This is a genomic window from Alishewanella tabrizica, assembly GCF_014652375.1.
Taxonomy (GTDB): domain Bacteria; phylum Pseudomonadota; class Gammaproteobacteria; order Enterobacterales; family Alteromonadaceae; genus Alishewanella; species Alishewanella tabrizica.
Window position 1 is genome coordinate 62,032 of record NZ_BMYR01000013.1, and the last position, 18,732, is coordinate 80,763.

15 protein-coding genes, 1 pseudogene and 1 riboswitch are annotated in these 18,732 nt (G+C 46.1%); of the genes and pseudogenes, 8 read left to right on the forward strand and 8 right to left on the reverse strand.

Annotated features, from left to right (window positions below):
* The first annotated feature begins 97 nt into the window (after positions 1-97).
* Together IE070_RS14660 and IE070_RS14665 are read left to right on the forward strand one after the other, a co-directional pair.
* A complete protein-coding gene (locus tag IE070_RS14660; RefSeq protein WP_189483946.1) occupies positions 98-1,630 on the forward strand; it encodes a fumarate hydratase in 1,533 nt (510 codons plus the stop codon).
* Between the two features lie 58 nt (positions 1,631-1,688).
* Positions 1,689-3,707: a S9 family peptidase gene (locus tag IE070_RS14665; protein ID WP_189483947.1), complete on the forward strand. Its 2,019-nt coding sequence runs from the start codon at positions 1,689-1,691 to the stop codon at positions 3,705-3,707.
* A 271-nt stretch (positions 3,708-3,978) separates the two neighbouring features.
* Here IE070_RS14665 and IE070_RS14670 read toward each other — a convergent pair whose 3' ends face one another.
* Complete coding sequence (locus IE070_RS14670; protein WP_189483948.1) at positions 3,979-4,776, reverse strand: transporter substrate-binding domain-containing protein; 798 nt, start codon at positions 4,774-4,776, stop codon at positions 3,979-3,981.
* A 348-nt stretch (positions 4,777-5,124) separates the two neighbouring features.
* A riboswitch (cobalamin riboswitch) is annotated at positions 5,125-5,323 on the forward strand.
* A gap of 155 nt (positions 5,324-5,478) precedes the next feature.
* On the opposite strand from IE070_RS14670, the gene IE070_RS14675 reads away from it, so the two are divergent.
* From IE070_RS14675 to btuF, 4 genes are read left to right on the forward strand one after another with little or no spacing between them, the layout of a single operon-like run.
* Positions 5,479-6,306 (forward strand): ABC transporter ATP-binding protein, encoded by an 828-nt coding sequence (locus IE070_RS14675; protein WP_229797083.1) that lies wholly within the window; start codon positions 5,479-5,481, stop codon positions 6,304-6,306.
* Positions 6,303-7,301: a FecCD family ABC transporter permease gene (locus tag IE070_RS14680; protein WP_189483950.1), complete on the forward strand. Its 999-nt coding sequence runs from the start codon at positions 6,303-6,305 to the stop codon at positions 7,299-7,301. The genes IE070_RS14675 and IE070_RS14680 overlap by 4 nt, the downstream gene beginning before the upstream one ends.
* A gap of 20 nt (positions 7,302-7,321) precedes the next feature.
* Complete coding sequence (gene cobO, locus IE070_RS14685; protein WP_229797084.1) at positions 7,322-7,927, forward strand: cob(I)yrinic acid a,c-diamide adenosyltransferase; 606 nt, start codon at positions 7,322-7,324, stop codon at positions 7,925-7,927.
* Positions 7,881-8,840: a vitamin B12 ABC transporter substrate-binding protein BtuF gene (btuF, locus tag IE070_RS14690; RefSeq protein WP_229797085.1), complete on the forward strand. Its 960-nt coding sequence runs from the start codon at positions 7,881-7,883 to the stop codon at positions 8,838-8,840. The genes cobO and btuF overlap by 47 nt, the downstream gene beginning before the upstream one ends.
* Before the next feature lie 52 nt (positions 8,841-8,892).
* On the opposite strand, the gene IE070_RS14695 is transcribed toward btuF, so the two are convergent.
* Together IE070_RS14695 and IE070_RS14700 are read right to left on the reverse strand one after the other, a co-directional pair.
* Positions 8,893-9,933: a patatin-like phospholipase family protein gene (locus IE070_RS14695; RefSeq protein ID WP_189483952.1), complete on the reverse strand. Its 1,041-nt coding sequence runs from the start codon at positions 9,931-9,933 to the stop codon at positions 8,893-8,895.
* A gap of 23 nt (positions 9,934-9,956) precedes the next feature.
* Positions 9,957-11,240 (reverse strand): anti-phage deoxyguanosine triphosphatase, encoded by a 1,284-nt coding sequence (locus tag IE070_RS14700; protein ID WP_373297004.1) that lies wholly within the window; start codon positions 11,238-11,240, stop codon positions 9,957-9,959.
* Between the two features lie 190 nt (positions 11,241-11,430).
* On the opposite strand from IE070_RS14700, the pseudogene IE070_RS16685 reads away from it, so the two are divergent.
* Positions 11,431-11,718: pseudogene (locus IE070_RS16685) on the forward strand (YebG family protein); the annotation flags it as partial.
* Between the two features lie 180 nt (positions 11,719-11,898).
* Here IE070_RS16685 and IE070_RS14710 read toward each other — a convergent pair.
* A complete protein-coding gene (locus IE070_RS14710; RefSeq protein ID WP_189483955.1) occupies positions 11,899-13,302 on the reverse strand; it encodes an alanine/glycine:cation symporter family protein in 1,404 nt (467 codons plus the stop codon).
* Positions 13,303-13,406: 104 nt separating this feature from the next.
* The gene (locus tag IE070_RS14715; protein WP_189483956.1) at positions 13,407-14,621 is read right to left on the reverse strand and encodes a pyridoxal phosphate-dependent aminotransferase; all 1,215 of its coding nucleotides are present in this window, start codon (positions 14,619-14,621) and stop codon (positions 13,407-13,409) included.
* Between the two features lie 219 nt (positions 14,622-14,840).
* Between IE070_RS14715 and IE070_RS14720 the strand changes: the two genes are divergently transcribed.
* Entirely contained in the window at positions 14,841-15,710 is an 870-nt protein-coding gene (locus IE070_RS14720) for a glucosaminidase domain-containing protein (RefSeq protein ID WP_189483957.1), read from the forward strand.
* 258 nt (positions 15,711-15,968) lie between these two features.
* Here the strand turns inward: IE070_RS14720 and ttcA are convergent, their stop codons facing one another.
* The 3 genes from ttcA to fnr all read right to left on the reverse strand — a co-directional run bounded on the left by ttcA (position 15,969) and on the right by fnr (position 18,692).
* A complete protein-coding gene (gene ttcA / locus IE070_RS14725; RefSeq protein WP_189483958.1) occupies positions 15,969-16,886 on the reverse strand; it encodes a tRNA 2-thiocytidine(32) synthetase TtcA in 918 nt (305 codons plus the stop codon).
* Positions 16,887-16,954: 68 nt separating this feature from the next.
* Positions 16,955-17,887 (reverse strand): universal stress protein UspE, encoded by a 933-nt coding sequence (gene uspE / locus IE070_RS14730; protein WP_189483959.1) that lies wholly within the window; start codon positions 17,885-17,887, stop codon positions 16,955-16,957.
* A gap of 100 nt (positions 17,888-17,987) precedes the next feature.
* Complete coding sequence (gene fnr / locus IE070_RS14735; RefSeq protein ID WP_189483960.1) at positions 17,988-18,692, reverse strand: fumarate/nitrate reduction transcriptional regulator Fnr; 705 nt, start codon at positions 18,690-18,692, stop codon at positions 17,988-17,990.
* Positions 18,693-18,732: the final 40 nt, after the last annotated feature.

The window sequence follows — 18,732 nt, forward strand, 5'->3', positions numbered from 1 at the left end:
TTTGGGCTAGCCGCTGTTTTCGATGCGCGCTATCATACCAGTACCTACACTAATAGTTAAATGTCTCGCCAGTATAGGCGACCGAGGAAGGGCCAGCATGACCGTTATTCGCCAGCAAGATTTTATTGATAGTATTGAAGATGCTTTACAGTACATTTCGTATTATCACCCCTTGGATTTTATTCAAGCATTAGAAGTGGCTTACCACAAAGAGCAGAACCAAGCGGCTAAAGATGCCATTGCCCAAATTCTAATAAATTCTAGGATGTCTGCGGAAGGGCATCGGCCGATTTGTCAGGACACCGGTATTGTGACCTGTTTTGTGAAGATTGGTATGGACGTAAAATGGGATAAAACCGATTTAACCGTGCAGCAAATGGTAGATGAAGGTACCCGTCGTGCCTATTTAAATCCTGATAATCCATTACGTGCGTCTATTGTGGCTGATCCGGCAGGTTTACGTAAAAACACCAAAGACAATACCCCCGCCGTCGTGCATATTGATCTAGTGCCTGGCCATCATGTTGAAGTGATGATTGCTGCGAAAGGCGGTGGTTCAGAGAATAAAACCAAGATGGCCATGCTTAATCCGTCAGACTCTATTGTCGATTGGGTATTAGAAACTATACCGAAAATGGGGGCGGGTTGGTGTCCTCCAGGCATGTTAGGCATTGGTATTGGCGGTACAGCAGAAAAAGCGGCGGTATTGGCGAAAGAATCCTTGATGGACCCGGTTGATATTCAAGAATTATTGGATCGCGGTGCTGAAAATGCAGAAGAAAAACTGCGTTTGGAGCTGTATGAAAAAGTGAACAAACTGGGCATCGGTGCTCAGGGCTTAGGTGGTTTAACCACGGTTGTCGATGTAAAAATTAAATCGGTCCCTACGCATGCGGCATCATTGCCCGTGGTGATGATCCCTAACTGTGCCGCGACGCGCCATGTGCATTTTCACTTAGATGGATCAGGTCCCGCGGATATTACACCGCCTAAACTGGAAGATTGGCCACAAGTGACGTGGGAGCTGGGGGCTAATGTTCGCCGTGTAAACTTAAATACGGTGACACCAGCAGAAGTGCAAGAGTGGAAAGCCGGCGAAACCGTGCTGTTAAGTGGCAAAATGCTTACTGGCCGTGATGCCGCACATAAGCGTATTGCCGATATGCTGAACAAAGGTGAAGGTTTACCGGCTGGGGTAGACTTTAAAAACAAATTTATTTATTACGTAGGGCCGGTTGATGCGGTTGGCGATGAAGTGGTCGGCCCAGCAGGCCCAACCACCGCAACCCGTATGGATAAATTCACCGATATGATGCTAACGCAAACCGGTTTATTGGGCATGATTGGTAAGTCAGAGCGCGGTGATAAAACGGTTGCTAGCATTAAAGAACATAAAGCGGTCTATTTAATGGCCGTAGGTGGTGCAGCCTATTTAGTGTCTAAAGCCATTAAAAAAGCCCGTGTTGTGGCTTTCGCCGATTTAGGGATGGAAGCCATTTACGAGTTTGATGTCGAAGATATGCCGGTCACGGTTGCTGTCGATAGCCATGGCAATAATGTGCATAAACAAGGGCCGATATTGTGGAAAGCCAATATCGCCGAACTGGACGCTAAACTAAGCCAAGCATAACGAAAATAAAAATAGGCCGCAGCACTGACTGCGGCCTTTTGCTAACCAAGGGGAACTGATGAAAAAACTCACCTTACTTGCTGCCAGCCTCTTTAGCTGCGCTGCGCTGGCCAAAGGCCCACTCACAGTCGAACACTTAAATCAGCATAATAAAATAGGTAATGTGGCGGTATCACCCGATGGCCGCTCGGTGGTGTATAGCCAAACCAATGGCGGTTTTGCGCCAACCGACAAGTCGCATGATTTGTATTTAATGACATTGGGCGAAAATCGAAGCACCAAACGCTTAACCCATCATACAAGTCGGGAGAGTGCGGTTCAGTGGCATCCCGATGGTCGCAGTATTTTCTTTATCGCCAATCGCAGCGGCAGCAATCAAATTTGGCAATTATCGTTAGAGGGCGGTGAGGCCAGACAAGTGACCCAGTTACCGCTGCCGGTAAATGGGTTTTTGCTGGCTGCCGATGGCAAAACGTTGGCGCTGGCGTTAACGGTTAAGCCGGGCTGTCAAACATTGCAATGCACGTTGGATGCGCAGGCTAAAGATGCCGATAAAAAAGATAGCGCCTTAGCTTATGATCAGCTTATGGTGCGGCATTGGGATCATTGGTTAGATCAATACCGTGAGCATTTACATGTTGCGGTGATAACTGATAAACCGATCACAGATGCCAAGAATCTGATGGCCGATTGGAATACTAATATTGCGGGTATGAGCGATGTTGCTTTTACACCAGATAGCCAGCAAGTGGTATTTAGCGCAAAAATTCCAGCGGCTGATCAAGCATGGCACACTAACTTTGATATTTTTCAGGTGCCGTTAACCGGTGGTGAAAAAGTCAATTTGACGGCAGATAATCCAGCCTGGGATGCCAAGCCAACGTTTTCTAATGATGGCCGTTTTATGGCCTATCTGGCTATGAAAAAGCCCGGTGCTGAGGCTGATCGGTTTGGCTTAATGTTACTCGATTTAGTCACCGGCGAGAAAAAAGAGCTCGCGGCCAATTGGGATCGTTCGATTTCAAATTATCAATTCGGCTCAGACAATCGGACGGTTTACGTGACAACCCAAGATGTGGGTCAGTATAGTATTTATGCCATCAATACCAGTTTTGGTGATGTGGTGAAAGTGTATGGAGATGGTTACGCTGGGAACCTGCATGTGGCCAGTGATAAGCTGATTTTTACCAATCACCGACTAAATATGCCGGCCGAAATTTTTCAAGCTGGATTGGATGGCTCACAAGTGCAGCAATTAACCGATGCCAATGGCGAGTGGCGTGCGGCAGTGCAATTTGGTGAGTTTGAGCAATTTAGTTTCAAAGGTGCCGAAGACGCAACCGTGTATGGCTATTTGGTTAAACCTTGGAACTTTGATGCCAGCAAAAAATATCCGATGGCCTTTTTAGTCCATGGCGGTCCGCAAGGTAGTTTCGGCAATATGTTTAATGAACGTTGGAATGCGCAAATGTATGCCGCTAAAGGGTATGCGGTGGTGATGATCGATTTTCATGGTTCAACGGGATATGGCCAAGCGTTTACCGATTCAATTAGCCGTGATTGGGGCGGGAAACCGTTAGTGGATTTACAAAAAGGCTTCGCCCATATCCTGCAAACACAACCTTGGATTGACGGTGATCGCGCCTGTGCCTTAGGGGCATCTTATGGCGGCTTTATGATGAATTGGATTGCTGGGAATTGGCCAGACGCCTTTAAATGTTTGGTAAATCATGCGGGTTTGTATGATATGCCTAGCTTTTATGGCAGCACTGAAGAATTGTGGTTCCCAGAGTTTGACTTAGGCGGGCCGGTATGGAATCCAACGTCTGATTACCAAAAATTTAACCCCGCAGCCCATGCCGATAAGTGGCAAACACCGATGCTGGTGATTCATGGTTTAAAGGATTATCGCGTTCCTTATGCACAAGGATTAGGCGCCTTTACCAATTTACAACGTAAAGGGATCGATTCGCGTTTGGTGATTTTTCCAGATGAAAACCATTGGATCCTAAACCCAGATAATCGGGTACGGTGGTATAACGAAGTTTTTCAGTGGTTAGATAAATATACTCAATAAGTTCACCACGTAAGTATTGGTAACAAGTACACCCAATAACGGCCAAGAGTGTTGTTAACACCACGGACTTACGCCGTATTTTTAACATGACAAGTGTGTAGCGAAAGCCCTGTAATGTGGATGCCTTACAGGGCTTTTTTAATGTGTCTTAATATAATAAACATGGCGAACTAACGTGACGTATCGATTGTCGCTGCAGCGCGCGTTGAACCCACGCCCCCTGATACCCTATGCTTAATCTCGGCGAAGCCACCCAATAATACGTGTTGTGTTAGTACTGCGCGAAAGGGGATTCACCCTGCTGTAGTTGACGTCGCGGTGCCGCAACGCCATATTGCTGCCTTAAGCGGGCAGAAAAGCCTTCTTGTTCTAATTGAAAGAGCATAGTGGCTAAAGGGGATACTACTTGTTGATGTTGCCGATGTAATAAATGGTAATCCGGCAAGCTCATAATATGCTGTTCATCAATGGTAAAACTGGCGTTATCTTGCAAGCGATATGCTGCAAAAATGACGGCGTCTACTTTTCCACTTAAAAATAAGGCTTTCGCACTTTCAATTGTTCCCGAACTAATCACGGGTTTAGAGGCGGGTAGTTTTTTTAACAGCTCTTCTACAATAATTGAACCGCGGACATAGGTAATACTTGGGACTTGGGCTAGCGTGCAATTACGGCAACGCCCGGAGTTGATATACAAATACACTTGGGTATCAAAAAGCACATAAGGTACGGCAAGTAAATTGGGATACTGCGAAGTAACGCGCAATACGCGAGCGATTTCGCCATCTAAAGTGCCTTTGTTTGACTCTACTAAGCTGCGGCCAAAAGGTACATCAACAAAACGTGTTTCGATACCCAGGCGTCGGTAAGCTTCGCTAAGTAACGCTTGGCTGTACTGCGCGGCAGGGGAGCGTATCGCTTGGCGAAATTGCAATGATGCAGGTAATGGCTGCAAGTCTACTGTAGTAGGCGCAGCAGTGTTTGCGTGGTTTAGCCATGGCCAGAGCACGGTTAGCGTTAACACAAAAAGGGTTAACATTGAGTGTAAAGTAGGGGTTCGTGTGTTCACTTAAAATCCATTTATAATGCACTTAGCCTGTTGAGGCGTTCACGTCATCCACGGTGATGGTTTCTTAGTGTAATAGTATAACGCGCCCTACGCAATTTCTTTACATTCGTGTTCTTTGCCTAAATTGCCACGTTAGATAAAACAATATAACGATAAGTATGATTTGTAACGGCACAGGTAAGCGTTTTAACCAAGCCATCGTTTTAGATTGTTTGGGCAATGTCGGAATTTTTTGCATAGCTTACTCCCTGCTCTTTTTCGGCTCGTTAAGTTTTGCGTGAGCTGTTAAATTTCGCTAAACTAGCCGAAATTTCAGTAATGCTTTGTAGACTATAGCATTATACTAATACCAATTATTTCTGCATTGGTGTGTTTTTATGCCGAGTAAACACTTAAGCATAAAAGCCAATAATAGGGAATCAGGTGTAAAACCTGAACTGTACCCGCAACTGTAAACAGCGCAACGTTTCAATACCACTGGAAACGGGAAGGTGAAACCGAGGTTATCGCTGTGAGTCAGGAAACCTGCCAATGTAAGTTTTTCGTCGAATCGCGGTGTTATGGAACTGTTTTCCCATACATCCTCGTTTGCGTAGAGACGATTTTTTATGCCCCCGTGCGGGACTACACGGTAGTGGTTAGCTTCCTGTGATGAGCTCATGGGCCGTTTGCTGCTACCTGTTATTAATACAGGACGCCCTATTGTCAGCCGCAATTTACCATTTGGAGCAGCTATCACTATCTTATGCGGCTTCGGCAAGCAGGCCGTTGCACGCGGCGTTGGCGGAGATCTCGCTAACGTTAGCAGCAAATGATTTTGTTGGCATTATCGGCCCTAATGGCGCGGGGAAAAGCTCGCTATTACATCTCCTTAGTGGCCAAGTGATGCCGACTGTCGGTCATGTGTTATTAGCTGGCCGGCCACTTCATCGGTTTAGTGCTACGCAATTAGCACAACGTATTGCCAGTGTGGCGCAAATCAATGTGCCTGCGCTAGGACTAACCTGTTGGCAGGTTGCTGCGATGGGGTTGTTACCACATAAAAAGTGGTTTGAACACGAAACCGATAGAGATCGTCAGCAGATTGCCATGGCACTAGAGCATGTTGGCTTGTTTGATAAACAACAGGCGACCACCGATACCTTATCAGGGGGGGAATTACAACGCTTGTATATTGCCCGTGCGTTAGTGCAACAGGCCAGTATTTTATTGCTAGATGAGCCCACGAATCATTTAGATGTTCAATATCAACACCAAGTGCTGCAATTACTGCAACAGTTGGGTAAAACCGTTATTTGCAGCATGCATGATTTAAATTTAGCAGCGCGTTACTGCAATAAGTTGTTGTTATTGCATGAAGGGCGGGTTCAAGCTTTTGGTACACCAGAGCAGGTGTTACAACCGGATTTACTGCAGCAAGTGTTTGCTTTACCTTGTGAAGTCACGGTTCATCCTACTTTTCATTGGCGCCAGGTGACCTTTTTAGCCAAAGATATGTTTTATACCAAAGCGAAACAGGCGGTGCTATGAAGACGGCACACGTCATCCATCTGCCGGTAAAACTGATGTTACTGGTCTTTCTGCTCGTAATAAGTGTCCTATTAAGCCTCACTATAGGCAGTGTGGACGTCAGTATTACACAGGTGTTTCAGGTGCTTAGCGGCCAAGTTAGTGAGCCGTTAATCGATACCATTATTTGGCAAATACGCTTGCCTCGGCTTATCACCGCGATATTCGTTGGCGCGGGATTGTCTCTTGCCGGAGCGGTACTGCAAAACGTCAGTCGTAACCCACTTGCCGATCCTTATTTATTTGGTTTAATGGCAGGCGCTGGTTTGGGTGCCACCTTAGTCAGTATTGTCTTTCCTGATCATGTGATTAGTTTAGCCTTAGCCGCCTTTTTAGGGGCATTACTGGCTGTAGCGTTAGTGTTTATGGCTTGTGTTGGGAGTGGCTTTAGAAAAATGGAGATGACATTGTTAGCCGGTGTGGCCGTGTCATTTATGCTAAGTGCCATAAGCAGTTTTATTTTATATTTTGCCGAACCTTTTGCCGCAAATCGCGTTATTTTTTGGTTGATGGGCAGCTTAAGCCGAACCGATTGGACCAGTGTAGGATTGATTGCCCCCGCGGTATTTGTACTGCTGTTGGTGGCCTTAGCGGTGCGCCGACAATTAGATGCCATTTTATTATCAGATGAGAGTGCGCGTAGCCTTGGTGTGAATGTGCAACGTTTACGCTTGGTTTTGTTGCTTCTTACCGCCTTGGTAACCGCGTGTATTGTGGCGCAGTGTGGCGGTATTGCCTTTGTTGGGCTAATGGTGCCTCATATGGTGCGCTATTTTATGGGCGTGACTGCAGTCCCTTTATTACTCGGTTCAGCGTTATTTGGTGCCATTTTTATGCTCTGGGTTGATAATCTGGCGCGTAGTGTATTAAGTATGCAAGAGGTGCCGCTGGGGGTTATCACCTCGGTTATCGGCAGTATATTCTTTTTACTCATGTTGCGGCGGCAACTGCGCTAGCACGATTACTTGGAAATAAGATGATCACAGAACACGAAAAACAGCAACGTCATCAAGCACGACAGCAACGTTTAAAAGCGCAAGTTGACGCTGCAGTGGCCAGAGCCAGTATCGAAAAAGGCTTATTATTAGTCATTACCGGCAATGGTAAGGGAAAATCCACCGCGGGGTTTGGTACAGTCGCCCGGGCGGTAGGTCATGGTTTAACGGCGGCGGTAGTGCAGTTTATTAAAGGTGGATGGGAGTGCGGTGAGCGCAACCTTCTGCAACAGCATGGTGTAGAGTTTTCGGTGATGGCAACCGGTTTTACCTGGGACACCCAAGATAAAGCAGCCGATATTGCGGCAGCAGAGCGAGTATGGCAAGACGCAGAACGCTTTTTAGCCGACGATTCTATCGATGTGGTACTGCTAGATGAGCTAACCTATATGCTCAGTTACCATTATTTACCCCTTGAACGGATAGAACAGGCCTTAGTCAATCGACCTGCCAAGCAGCATGTAGTCATTACTGGACGTGCCTGCCATCGACGTATTCTGGAACTTGCCGATACCGTAAGTGAAATTGCCGCAGTAAAGCATGCGTTTGATCAGGGTGTTAAAGCTCAGCGAGGCCTCGATTGGTAATGTCTATCCAGCGCAGAGGCAGAAAATAATGGCGGCACTGCGTTATTTTGCGCATCTTCGTTGCCTCTTCAGCTTGCTTTATACGGGCTCGCTTTATTCGGGCGCGATACTTATATGCGGTCTGCTGCTGGGGCAGGTTTACGCCGCCGAAGCCGCACCGCAGCGGGTGATTAGTTTAGCGCCGCACATTACTGAGCTGGTATATGCCGTGGGGGCGGGCGATAAGCTTATCGCGGTCAGCGATTACAGTGATTATCCAGAAGCGGCTCAACGTTTACCGCGGGTAAATAGCTTTGCTGCGTTAAATATTGAGGCTATTCTGGCGTTAAAACCCGATTTGGTCTTGGCGTGGCGAAGTGGCAATCCACCCCATGATTTAGCCCGTTTACGCGATTTTGGGATCAGAGTGGAATATTCTGATCCCAAGACATTGGATGATATTGCCGATGAGCTTACACAAATTGGTCAGTGGCTTGGCCACGCTACGCAGGGGGCAGACGCTGCCATGCGCACACAGCAACATTTACAGGCACTGCGCGCTAACTATCAGCAACAAAAATCGGTTAAGGTGTTTTATGCGATGAGCACGGAGCCGCTTAGCACCGTGGCGAACCAGGCCTGGCCAGCGCAATTACTGCGCGGCTGTGGCGCAGAGAATATCTTTGCCGATGCACAAAATGATTATCCACAGCCGCAAGTCGAGCAAATTTTAGTGCGCCAACCAGACGTCATTGTTCATGCCAGTAAACGCGGGTCGGCAGATCCTATGCTGTTTTGGCAACGTTACCCCAGTATACCTGCGGTGCGTAAGCAGGCGTTTATTACGCTCGAACCAGATTGGGTGTATCGGCCAACACCGCGGATGATTGCGGCAATGCAGCAATTGTGTGAGCAACTAGCGCTATATCGTTAATGCTAATGTTGTTGCCAAGGGTAAAAAAGATCTGTTGGCCGTTAAGCCAAGTTTATAGCGGTTCTATTTCATACTGCCCCGACGCCAAGGCGTTAGCCAATTCATGTGAACGTTGTAATACCGTTTGCCAATAGCGAATGCGCTCATGATCGTTCAGTTTAAAGTCTTTTCGGTCGGGGATCTTGCCATAAGGCAAACTGGCTACCCACGCATCTGACGGACACAACACGATCACATTATGCAAAAAGGCTTTGTTGGCTCGGCGCCAGCGTAGGCTTTTATCAAACCAGCCCGGGATCAATTCAGGGGTGAAATGCGGATACAGCACCAGGCCTTCTTCCGTAAACGGCTGATTAAAATGATAGTCAGTGATACCACCATCAACATATCGGCCACGGCCAGCACCAGCAATATCGATTACCGGCTCCAATACCATTGGAATAGACCCACTGGCAATAACGGCAGCTTTGAGATTTTGATGTGTTAATGCCACATGCTGGGTAGGCAGATCCGCGCTGTGTTTAAACGGTGCCGCCTCACCTGCAACATAAAAATGGATCCGCTGATAAAAGTATTTGAGTAAGCGACGATTGAGTAAGTTTGCGCCCGCTGTTAAAAATAACCCCGAGCCTTGCACCCATTTGCTGGCGCTATTATTAATACCACGCGCACGGTCGACAATTAAATTGAGTTTCATCACAGGATGGGTTAACACCTGATCGATACATGCCGGTGCGATAAAAATATCATCAATAATGGCTTGTGAAATGTGGGTAATACGTTTTATGTCGGCGTTTTTAGGAAAAGTGATTTCAGAATACGCTTTGGCAAAGCGCGCGGATGTGCCAGCGCCATCTTGCTGCGCATAACACGCAAAGCGCCACGCCCCAGCGGAGCTGCCTAGAAGATGCAGCGGTAAGGTGCGATCTTTAAAAAAATGCTGCAATAAATATTGATCAATCCCATACAGACAAAACCATTTGGGCCCGCCACTGGCACCTACCAGCACATTAATGTCGTTTGCACGTAAGCCATGTTGCCGAATATGGGCCAGTGCAGTACTCCCTGCTAACACACGAAGAGGTGAAGACAAAACAGCTCCTTTAATTACCAAACTTAATTACCAAACAACGTTAAATACATGCGCTCGGCATAATCATCGGTCATCCCTGAAATATAATCGCAAATAACCCGCTGCTGTGCCGTTTCATCGGCGGCCTGTTGCCAGCGCTGTTGGGTATTTAAGGGTAATAAGCGCTGCGGATCTGATGCGAAGGCATCAAAAAGTTTTAACAACATATTTTGACTTCGAAACCGCGATTGCTGAATACTTGGCTGCTGAATAACACAGCGATACACCAATTGCTTCAGTGTATGTAAAATATGCTGCTCAGTTTGGGCTAACTGCGCGTTATAACGAATTAAGGCAGTGGGACAATCTGGAAGGCTCTCATACAGGCTAACAGAGGTAATTAATTGATTAACCAATGAGCCTATTGCATCTTTGCGTAAGTGATGTGCTTTGGCGAACAGTTTATCGGCCACTACTGCCAAGCGTTGTTGATCGGCCGTCGGCAGCTCGGCAAAAGGCGCTGCAGTAAAGGCGTGCCACTGCGCGGCAGTAATATTGCCAAGCACGATGGCGTCTTCTAAATCATGTACGCCGTACGCAATATCATCAGCGAGTTCCATAATGGAGGCATCTAATGATTTGTGCTGTGACTTTATCCAAGGAGACTTTGCCAGTTCAGTGGTCTGCTGGAAGGCCTGCCGCTCTTCAGCGGATAATGGCGCTAAGATCCAACTTAAAATAGCTGCATCGGCTGCAAAAATCGCTTTGGCAGGATGCCAAGGGGCTAAGCTTAATGGGTTTTCAGAGAGGGTAGGGACGGATAGCGCGGGCTGTAAAACCGGATATTTTAATAAGCCTAGTAAGGTACGGCGTGTTAAGTCCATGCCATGGTATTCGGTGTAAGGTTCCAGTTTTGATACAATGCGTAACGTTTGGCCATTGCCTTCGAAACCACCATACGCCAGCATTTTAAAGTTTAAGGCCGTTTCGCCACCATGACCAAAAGGCGGATGACCCAAATCGTGGGCCAAACAGAGCGCTTCCATTAAACTGTCATCCGGTAACATGGCGTGTAATGCCGCAGGCACTTTTAAGCGTAATTGACTTAATAAGCCCGTACCAATTTGCGCCGCTTCGAGCGAATGGGTTAAGCGGGTACGATAAAAATCGTTTTGCCCAATCCCTAAAATTTGTGTCTTAGATTGCAGGCGGCGAAATGCGGCAGAGTGTAGTACCCTAGCACGATCTCGCTGCCAAGGCGTACGATGATCCTGAGGGCGCTCGCCTGGCGAGCTTGAACGTCGTTCTGACCAGATATTCGCCATAATCACTCCTGTAACCTGTCTGATTTCAAGTGTTTATACTAAAGCAATTACTTAGAAGATGCGATAGATCATCGATGTCAATCGGCGGGTACAGGCTGATTACAGTAGGCGCGGCCAAAAGCCGAAAAGACATGCTAGACGCGGCACATTTTATACTGTATAAATAAACAGTTTTTTAGCAGAGGATAACACCATGGCTGTAATTACCCGATATGTTGTAGAGCGAAATGGAGTAGAAAAAATGACGTTTACCTCTAAAGCAGAGGCAGATGCCTATGACAAAATGCTTGATATGGCAGATGCGTTACAAACCTTATTGCAAGCAAGTACCTTAATGGCCACTGAGCAGCAAGCGGAAAGTTTGGCATTGTACTTAGCTCAGCAAAAAGATGAATTACTGGTCGCGCTGGGTGCTAAAAAAGCCCCAACTAAGGGCGCACAGAAAGGGTCTGAGCAAACGGCCACGTTATCCGTGGACGAGATGACTGATCAGGTGACTGAGCTTGTCGCGAGTGACGATTCTGTTGATGCGCCGATTGAACCAACGATAAAAAGCCTTAAGAAATCAGGCAAGACAGAAGCCGCTTAAAGCAAAGCGGCTCTATCCCCAAAGCGATTAGCATGCTCTGTAGTAAGAGCATGCATGCGTTAACGCGGCCGCTTAAGGTTTCTGCTGCAAAGTCCGTTTTGCCCAGTAGCGGGTCAAATCTGCTTTTACCTCAGGTAACAGCAGATACAGCGCCAAAATATTGGGAATGGCCATTAAGAAAATCATCGAATCGATAAAATCGAATACCGCCATAATACTGGGTACAGCACCCATCGAGACCATACAACAAAATAACACCTTATACAGCGTGGTCAGTTGAGGGCGTGTGCCAACAATATAGCGCCAACCGGTTAAACCATAATAAGACCAGCTAAGCACTGTAGAAAAACCAAATAATAACAGTGCTACCATTAGCACAATAGGAAACCAATCAATAACGGAGGCGAAAGCTCCAGACGTGATTTGTACCCCATCCAATCCCTGTACCTGATAAGCGCCTGTGACAATAATCACCAGCGCCGTAATAGTACAAATCACTACGGTATCAATAAACGGTTCTAATAAGCCGACAAAGCCTTGTGAGATAGGTTCTTTCGTTTTGGCGGCAGCATGCGCGATCGGCGATGAACCAATGCCGGCCTCATTCGAGTACGCCGCGCGTCGAAACCCTTGGATCAGGACGCCAATAAAACCACCATAAGCCGCATCTGGCGCAAAAGCGCTTTGCACGATCAACAACATGGCAGCAGGCACTTCAGTAATATGATAACCAATAACAATAAACGCCGCCGTTAAGTAAATGGCGCACATTGCAGGGACTAATTTACTGGTCACATTGGCAATACTTTGAATACCACCAATAATGACGGCACCAATCAAAGCGGCATAGATGATGCCAAACAACCAGGCATTATCAAACCCCGTAACACTTTTTACCTGCACAAACCCTTGGTTAACATGAACAAAACCTGCGGAACCAAAGATAACGGCAACAGAGAAAAATAACGCCAAAAAGGTCCCCGTTTTGGGCAGGTGATATTTATCTAAGGCCGCTTTGATGTAATACATTGGGCCACCAGATACCGTACCATCAGCATGCTGTTGGCGATATTTTACAGCCAGCGTACACTCAACAAACTTGGTGGACATCCCCAGCAAACCCGCCATGATCATCCAAAATGTTGCACCCGGCCCCCCTAAACTGATAGCTACGGCAACACCCGCAATATTCCCCGTTCCCACGGTGCCAGAAAGGGCAGTGGTCAGCGCTTTATAAGGTGAAATTTCACCGCGGCTATCCGCATCCGGTTTGGCAAAGAGCCGTTTTACCGCATAGCTAAAGCCACGAATGTTAATAAAGCCAAGATACAAAGTAAAAATGATGGCGCCACTTATCAGCCAAATCATCACTAATGGAATATCTACACCGTTAAAGGTAAACGCATAAAATACCACGGCGGCGAGCTGCGTGGTAAAGGCCTCAAATAAGGTTTGAAAAGAAAACTCTGCAGACATGTTGCAATCTCATTAAGGAAAATAAGGCTAACGTCAGGCCGGTCTCACGCACAACGCATAGCGTCGGAGGCATGAGACGTTCAGCCGGATGTTACCGCCATAATTTACTGGCTATAGTTAGGTAAAAACTGCGCTAATTTGCTGATAGCTTGGGTAAGTTGTTCTTTATGTGGCAAGGTTACAATACGGAAATGATCCGGCTCTGGCCAATTAAACGCTCTGCCGTGCACCAATAAAACCTTATGTTGACGTAAAAAATCTAATACAAATAATTCATCATCTTTAATACGGTATTTTTTTAGATCGATTTTAGGAAATAAATACATGGCCCCTTTAGGGCGCATACAGGTAATGCCATCAATGTCTGTCACCAGCTTGTGGGCCAGATCCATTTGATCATACAGACGGCCACCGGGAACAACTAGGGCATTGATACTTTGATATCCCCCCAGTGCCGTTTGTACGGCATGTTGGCAAGGCACATTAGCACAGAGGCGCATCGACGCTAGAATATTTAATCCTTCAATGTACTGTCGTGCCAGTTGTTTTGCACCGGAAATAAATAGCCATCCTATGCGAAACCCTGCAATACGGTAATTCTTCGACAAACCGCTAAAGGTTAGCATCACTAAATCGTCTGCTAAGGCTGCGGTACTTACATGTTCAGTACCATCGTATAGCACTTTATCGTAAATCTCATCGCTCATCACAACCAGTTTGTGGGCACGCGCTATGGCTAATAACTCAAGTAAAAAGGCTTTCGGATATACCGCGCCAGTAGGATTATTCGGATTGATTAATACGATAGCGCGCGTTTTTTTACTGATCTTCGCTTTAATATCCTCTAGCGCCGGAAACCAATCCTGTTGTTCATCACATAAATAGTGAACCGCTTTGCCGCCGGCTAAATTTACTGCGGCGGTCCAGAGGGGATAATCTGGCATGGGCACTAATACTTCATCGCCGTTATTAAGCAATGCCTGCAGCGACATTAAGATAAGCTCAGAAACGCCATTACCAATGTAGACATCATCGGCATCGGCACCCAAAATGCCGCGTTGTTGATAATACTGTGCCACAGCAACGCGCGCTGGATAGATACCTTGAGAATCTGAATAGCCTTGCGCGGTGGGCAAATTATGAATCACATGTTTTAAAATTTCATCGGGTGCTTCAAAGCCAAAGGGGGCAGGATTACCAATATTGAGCTTGAGGATACGGTGGCCTTCCTCTTCCATTCGACGAGCTTCACGCGCCACAGGGCCGCGAATGTCGTAACACACACCATCTAATTTTGAAGAGCGCTCAATTGGTTTCATACTGTGGCCTGTTAACCTTATCCATCCAGACTGCTAAATGTAGTCTGTAGTTTTTCTCAGTCAGCAAAAATTTGCAATGATTTCAGCACGAAAAGCTAAAAAAAACTGTCTTTATATTTTTTGGTCGAATCTCTGCACCAAAAACGGTAGAATAGGCGTTTAAATTATCGTCTATTACGCTGTTGTGCTTAATTTGGGTATACATTTTAAAGGTGGTTGATGCTCTTTATTCGTAAGGTATTCTTGGTTGCAGCATGGATGCTGGTGTTGTTTGCCATGCTCCAGCCTTTTAGTCGGTTAGAACCGCTAAAAGCACCCGAGTCGCTGGAAGAGTGGCAGATCCCAACCCGGCTATCGGCGTTATCGGACGCTGATCAAAAAAAATTGCTATTACGCTTGGCCTATCCTCGCGTGGATATTCCAAAGCAACCGCTGCCTGATTTTAACGCGATTACCGATGTAAATGCGAAAAAACAGGCGTTTTTTGCTTATTTACGTCCCTATGTTCGGCAAGAAAATGAGCGATTATTGCTGTTGCGTGAGCAGTTGTTAGATATTGCGGAAAAAAAGCAAAAAAATGTGCGGTTAAGTATCGAAGAATATGCTTTTTTATACAGTTTGTATGATGAATTCCGGCTGGATGTTGCCGAAACAAACCCTGCCACCTTAGAAGATTTATTGTTAAGAGTGGATGTGATCCCGGAGAGTTTGGTGCTGATGCAAGCAGCAAACGAGTCGGCATGGGGCACCAGCCGTTTTGCTGTTGAAGGCTATAATTTTTTTGGACAATGGTGCTTCCGTGAAGGATGTGGCATGGTGCCTTTGAATCGGCCTGAAGATCAGTTTCATGAAGTCGCTCGCTTTGAAAGCCCGGCCTTGGCTATTCGTAGCTATTTTTATAACTTAAATACCTTTCATACCTACGAACCATTACGGCAAATTCGGGCAGAATTACGTGCCGAAAATCGCCCCTTACACGCCGAGCATATTGCACACGGTTTAATTGCGTATTCTGAGCGGGGGAGCGAATATATTGCCGAGATCACCGCGATGATCCGGTTCAATCGTCGCTTATTGGAAGATGGTTAAAGCAACAGGCTAGCGGTGGTCGCCATCGTTAGCCATTATGAACCTTAGCTTTTGTGATGCGAAATAACAGATCTGTTTAGACTATGCCTCAAGTTACTTCTTGAGGCGATAGTTTGTTGAGGCGATAGATTGCTGAGGCGATAGTTTGTTAAGGCGATAGATTGTCTATATGATTAATTGTCAAAGCAATAAAGCAGTACTTGCATGCTAACGTGGCGCCAAGACAGAGCAGGATTGGTAAAGAGCCTGCTAAATCAATTACACCAACTCTACTGCTTGCTGCGGTATCATCGTTTCATCATCGCTTTCAAAGCCCACCGGTACGCTGGGCACCGCCGGTTTATCAAAGGCGGTATCGCCTTCAAACGCCAAGGCGCTGTCTTTGCTAATGCCGGCAAAATCAAATAAGGTTTTATCTACCATATGCGAGGGCACAATATTTTGCATGGCCTGAAACATGGTTTCAATTCTGCCTGGGAAGCGTTTATCCCAATCTTGCAGCATGTCTTTTACCACTTGCCGTTGTAAACCGTCTTGTGAGCCGCACAGATTACAAGGAATAATGGGGAAGCCTTTGGCGACAGCATATTTTTCAATATCTTTTTCTTTGCAGTAAGCCAATGGACGGATCACGATATGTTCACCATTATCGCTGATCAGTTTTGGTGGCATTGATTTCATTTTACCGCCATAAAACATGTTTAAAAACAGTGTTTCGAGCATATCATCGCGGTGATGGCCGAGCGCGATTTTCGTTGCGCCCAGTTCTTTGGCCGTGCGATATAAAATTCCGCGGCGCAAACGCGAACACAATGAGCAGGTGGTTTTACCCTCAGGAATTTTCTCTTTGACGATAGAATAGGTGTCTTCGGTTACAATTTTAAACGCTACGCCGAGTTGGCTTAAATAGTTAGGTAACACTTCGGCAGGAAAGCCCGGTTGTTTTTGATCTAAATTCACCGCGATCAGACTGAAATTAATTGGAGCAGATTGTTGTAGGTTTAACAAAATATCCAGCATGGTGTAGGAGTCTTTGCCACCCGACAAGCACACCATAATTTTATCGCCTTCTTCAATCATGCCAAAGTCAGTGATAGCTTGACCTACGCCCCTGCGCAGTCGTTTATGGAGTTTGTTCAGATTATATTGCGCTTTGGCTTGAGCTGCGTGTGACATTATCAACTACCCGATGGAAAAAAGGCCGACATTATAACCAACACGGCCCCGTTACCAAAGGCTATACGCTAGCTTTTTTCAAGTGGACAAATAAAGTTAGCCGGTTTTAACGCTAAAACATCACAATCTAGCCTATCAATCACATGTTCAGCCGTATTGCCAATAATAGCGGCTGATAAACCGGTACGACCTATGGTACCGATAATCACCATTTCGGCATCAAGCGTTTGCGCCAGTTTGGGGATCACATCTTCAGGCATACCTTCTAGTACATGGCTACACTCAACAGGAATATGATGTGCTTGCGCTAATGCCATCACCGCATCTTTATGATGACGTTGCATGGTACTGTTATATTCTTGCGGGTTAAATTCTGGGATTTCAATAGCAATGTTGACTGGGCTGCCCGGATAGGCGTTAACCAAATGTACCTGCGCATTGAGTAGGCTCGCCATCTGTTGTGCCGTCTCTATAACGCGTTGATTAAGCGATTTATGATGTGTTTGCTCACTGCCGGCATTAACGGCGGCAATGATGTTACCTTGCTCAGGCCAAGCATGATCTTTGACTAACATTACAGGGCAGGGGCATTTGCGCAGAATATGCCAATCTGTAGGGGTAAAAATCATCGACTTCAGCACATCATGATCATGTGTGCCTTTAATCACTAAATCATAGTGATCTTCTAATACCGCTTTGACGACAGCCTCAAAAGGGCGGTTATGCCAAACCACTTTTATATCGATCTGAATACCCTGGGCACGTGGTTGTTTTAGGTATTCATTTACCCAGAGTTCGCGATCTTTAATCACTGCGTGTTTCATTGACTCACGTTCTTCACCAGAGAGCAGCGTAGTCATTTCATAAGAGAATTCGTAAACAGATAAAAAAGCGGTTAGCTTACCGCCTTGACGTTGTATCAAGGCTAATGCTCGCTCTAAGGCTTTTTGCGCTGAACTGGTGGGATCCAATACTACTAACACATGATTAAACACTGTCATGGCATATTCTCTACTTTGTTAACCTACATAAGCTAAGTGTAGACAACATCTATAGATATGGGAAATCACCGGTTTGCGCTAAATCAAGTATACTGCAGAATTAACATTGCCCCGCTAACTGTGCTAAGCCGTCAGCATCCACAATCGTGATAAGCTTGCCATCGACCTCAATGATCTGCTCTTTGTGAAAACGGCTGAGTAATCGGCTAATGGTTTCTACCGTTAAGCCCAGGTAATTACCAATATCGCTGCGTGTCATGCTAAGACGAAAGGCTTTATTCGAAAACCCGCGGCTAGCAAAGCGAGACGCTAAATGGCTAATAAAGGTCGCTAATTTCTGCTCTGCGGTTTTTCGGTTTAATAACAACAGCATTTGTTGATCCGCTTGAATATCTTGGCTCATTAATCGCATCATTTGCTGACGTAATTTGGGCAACTGACCTAAAAGGAGTTCAAGATTGTTATAGGGGATCTCGCAGATCATGCCTGTTTCCAGTGCCTCGGCATAGCTAGCATGATGTTCGTTGTTAATGGCATCAAAGCCTATTACATCACCTGGTAAATGAAACCCTGTTATTTGCTGCTCGCCTTGTTCGGTTAAGGTAAAGGTTTTAAAGGAACCGGTACGAATAGCAAACAACGATTTTAACGGCATACCCGTTTCAAATAGCATATCGCCTTTGTGTAAAGGCCGCTTACGTTGAATTATATCGTCTAACTTGCTCATTTCCTGATCGCTTAACGAAAACGGTAAGCAAAGCTGACTAAAACCACAATCTTGGCAATTTATCGCAGAACGTTGCATAGGGTATTCCTGTTATCCTTAAAACCCAGTTTTACATGGC

Coding starts and splice junctions, on each gene's coding strand:
- ttcA (WP_189483958.1), bottom strand. CDS start 16,886: ATGTCACACGCAGCTCAAGCCAAAGCGCAATATAATCTGAACAAACTC.
- IE070_RS14665 (WP_189483947.1), top strand. CDS start 1,689: ATGAAAAAACTCACCTTACTTGCTGCCAGCCTCTTTAGCTGCGCTGCG.
- IE070_RS14660 (WP_189483946.1), top strand. CDS start 98: ATGACCGTTATTCGCCAGCAAGATTTTATTGATAGTATTGAAGATGCT.
- cobO (WP_229797084.1), top strand. CDS start 7,322: ATGATCACAGAACACGAAAAACAGCAACGTCATCAAGCACGACAGCAA.
- IE070_RS14680 (WP_189483950.1), top strand. CDS start 6,303: ATGAAGACGGCACACGTCATCCATCTGCCGGTAAAACTGATGTTACTG.
- IE070_RS14710 (WP_189483955.1), bottom strand. CDS start 13,302: ATGTCTGCAGAGTTTTCTTTTCAAACCTTATTTGAGGCCTTTACCACG.
- btuF (WP_229797085.1), top strand. CDS start 7,881: ATGCGTTTGATCAGGGTGTTAAAGCTCAGCGAGGCCTCGATTGGTAAT.
- fnr (WP_189483960.1), bottom strand. CDS start 18,692: ATGCAACGTTCTGCGATAAATTGCCAAGATTGTGGTTTTAGTCAGCTT.
- IE070_RS14720 (WP_189483957.1), top strand. CDS start 14,841: ATGCTCTTTATTCGTAAGGTATTCTTGGTTGCAGCATGGATGCTGGTG.
- uspE (WP_189483959.1), bottom strand. CDS start 17,887: ATGACAGTGTTTAATCATGTGTTAGTAGTATTGGATCCCACCAGTTCA.
- IE070_RS14715 (WP_189483956.1), bottom strand. CDS start 14,621: ATGAAACCAATTGAGCGCTCTTCAAAATTAGATGGTGTGTGTTACGAC.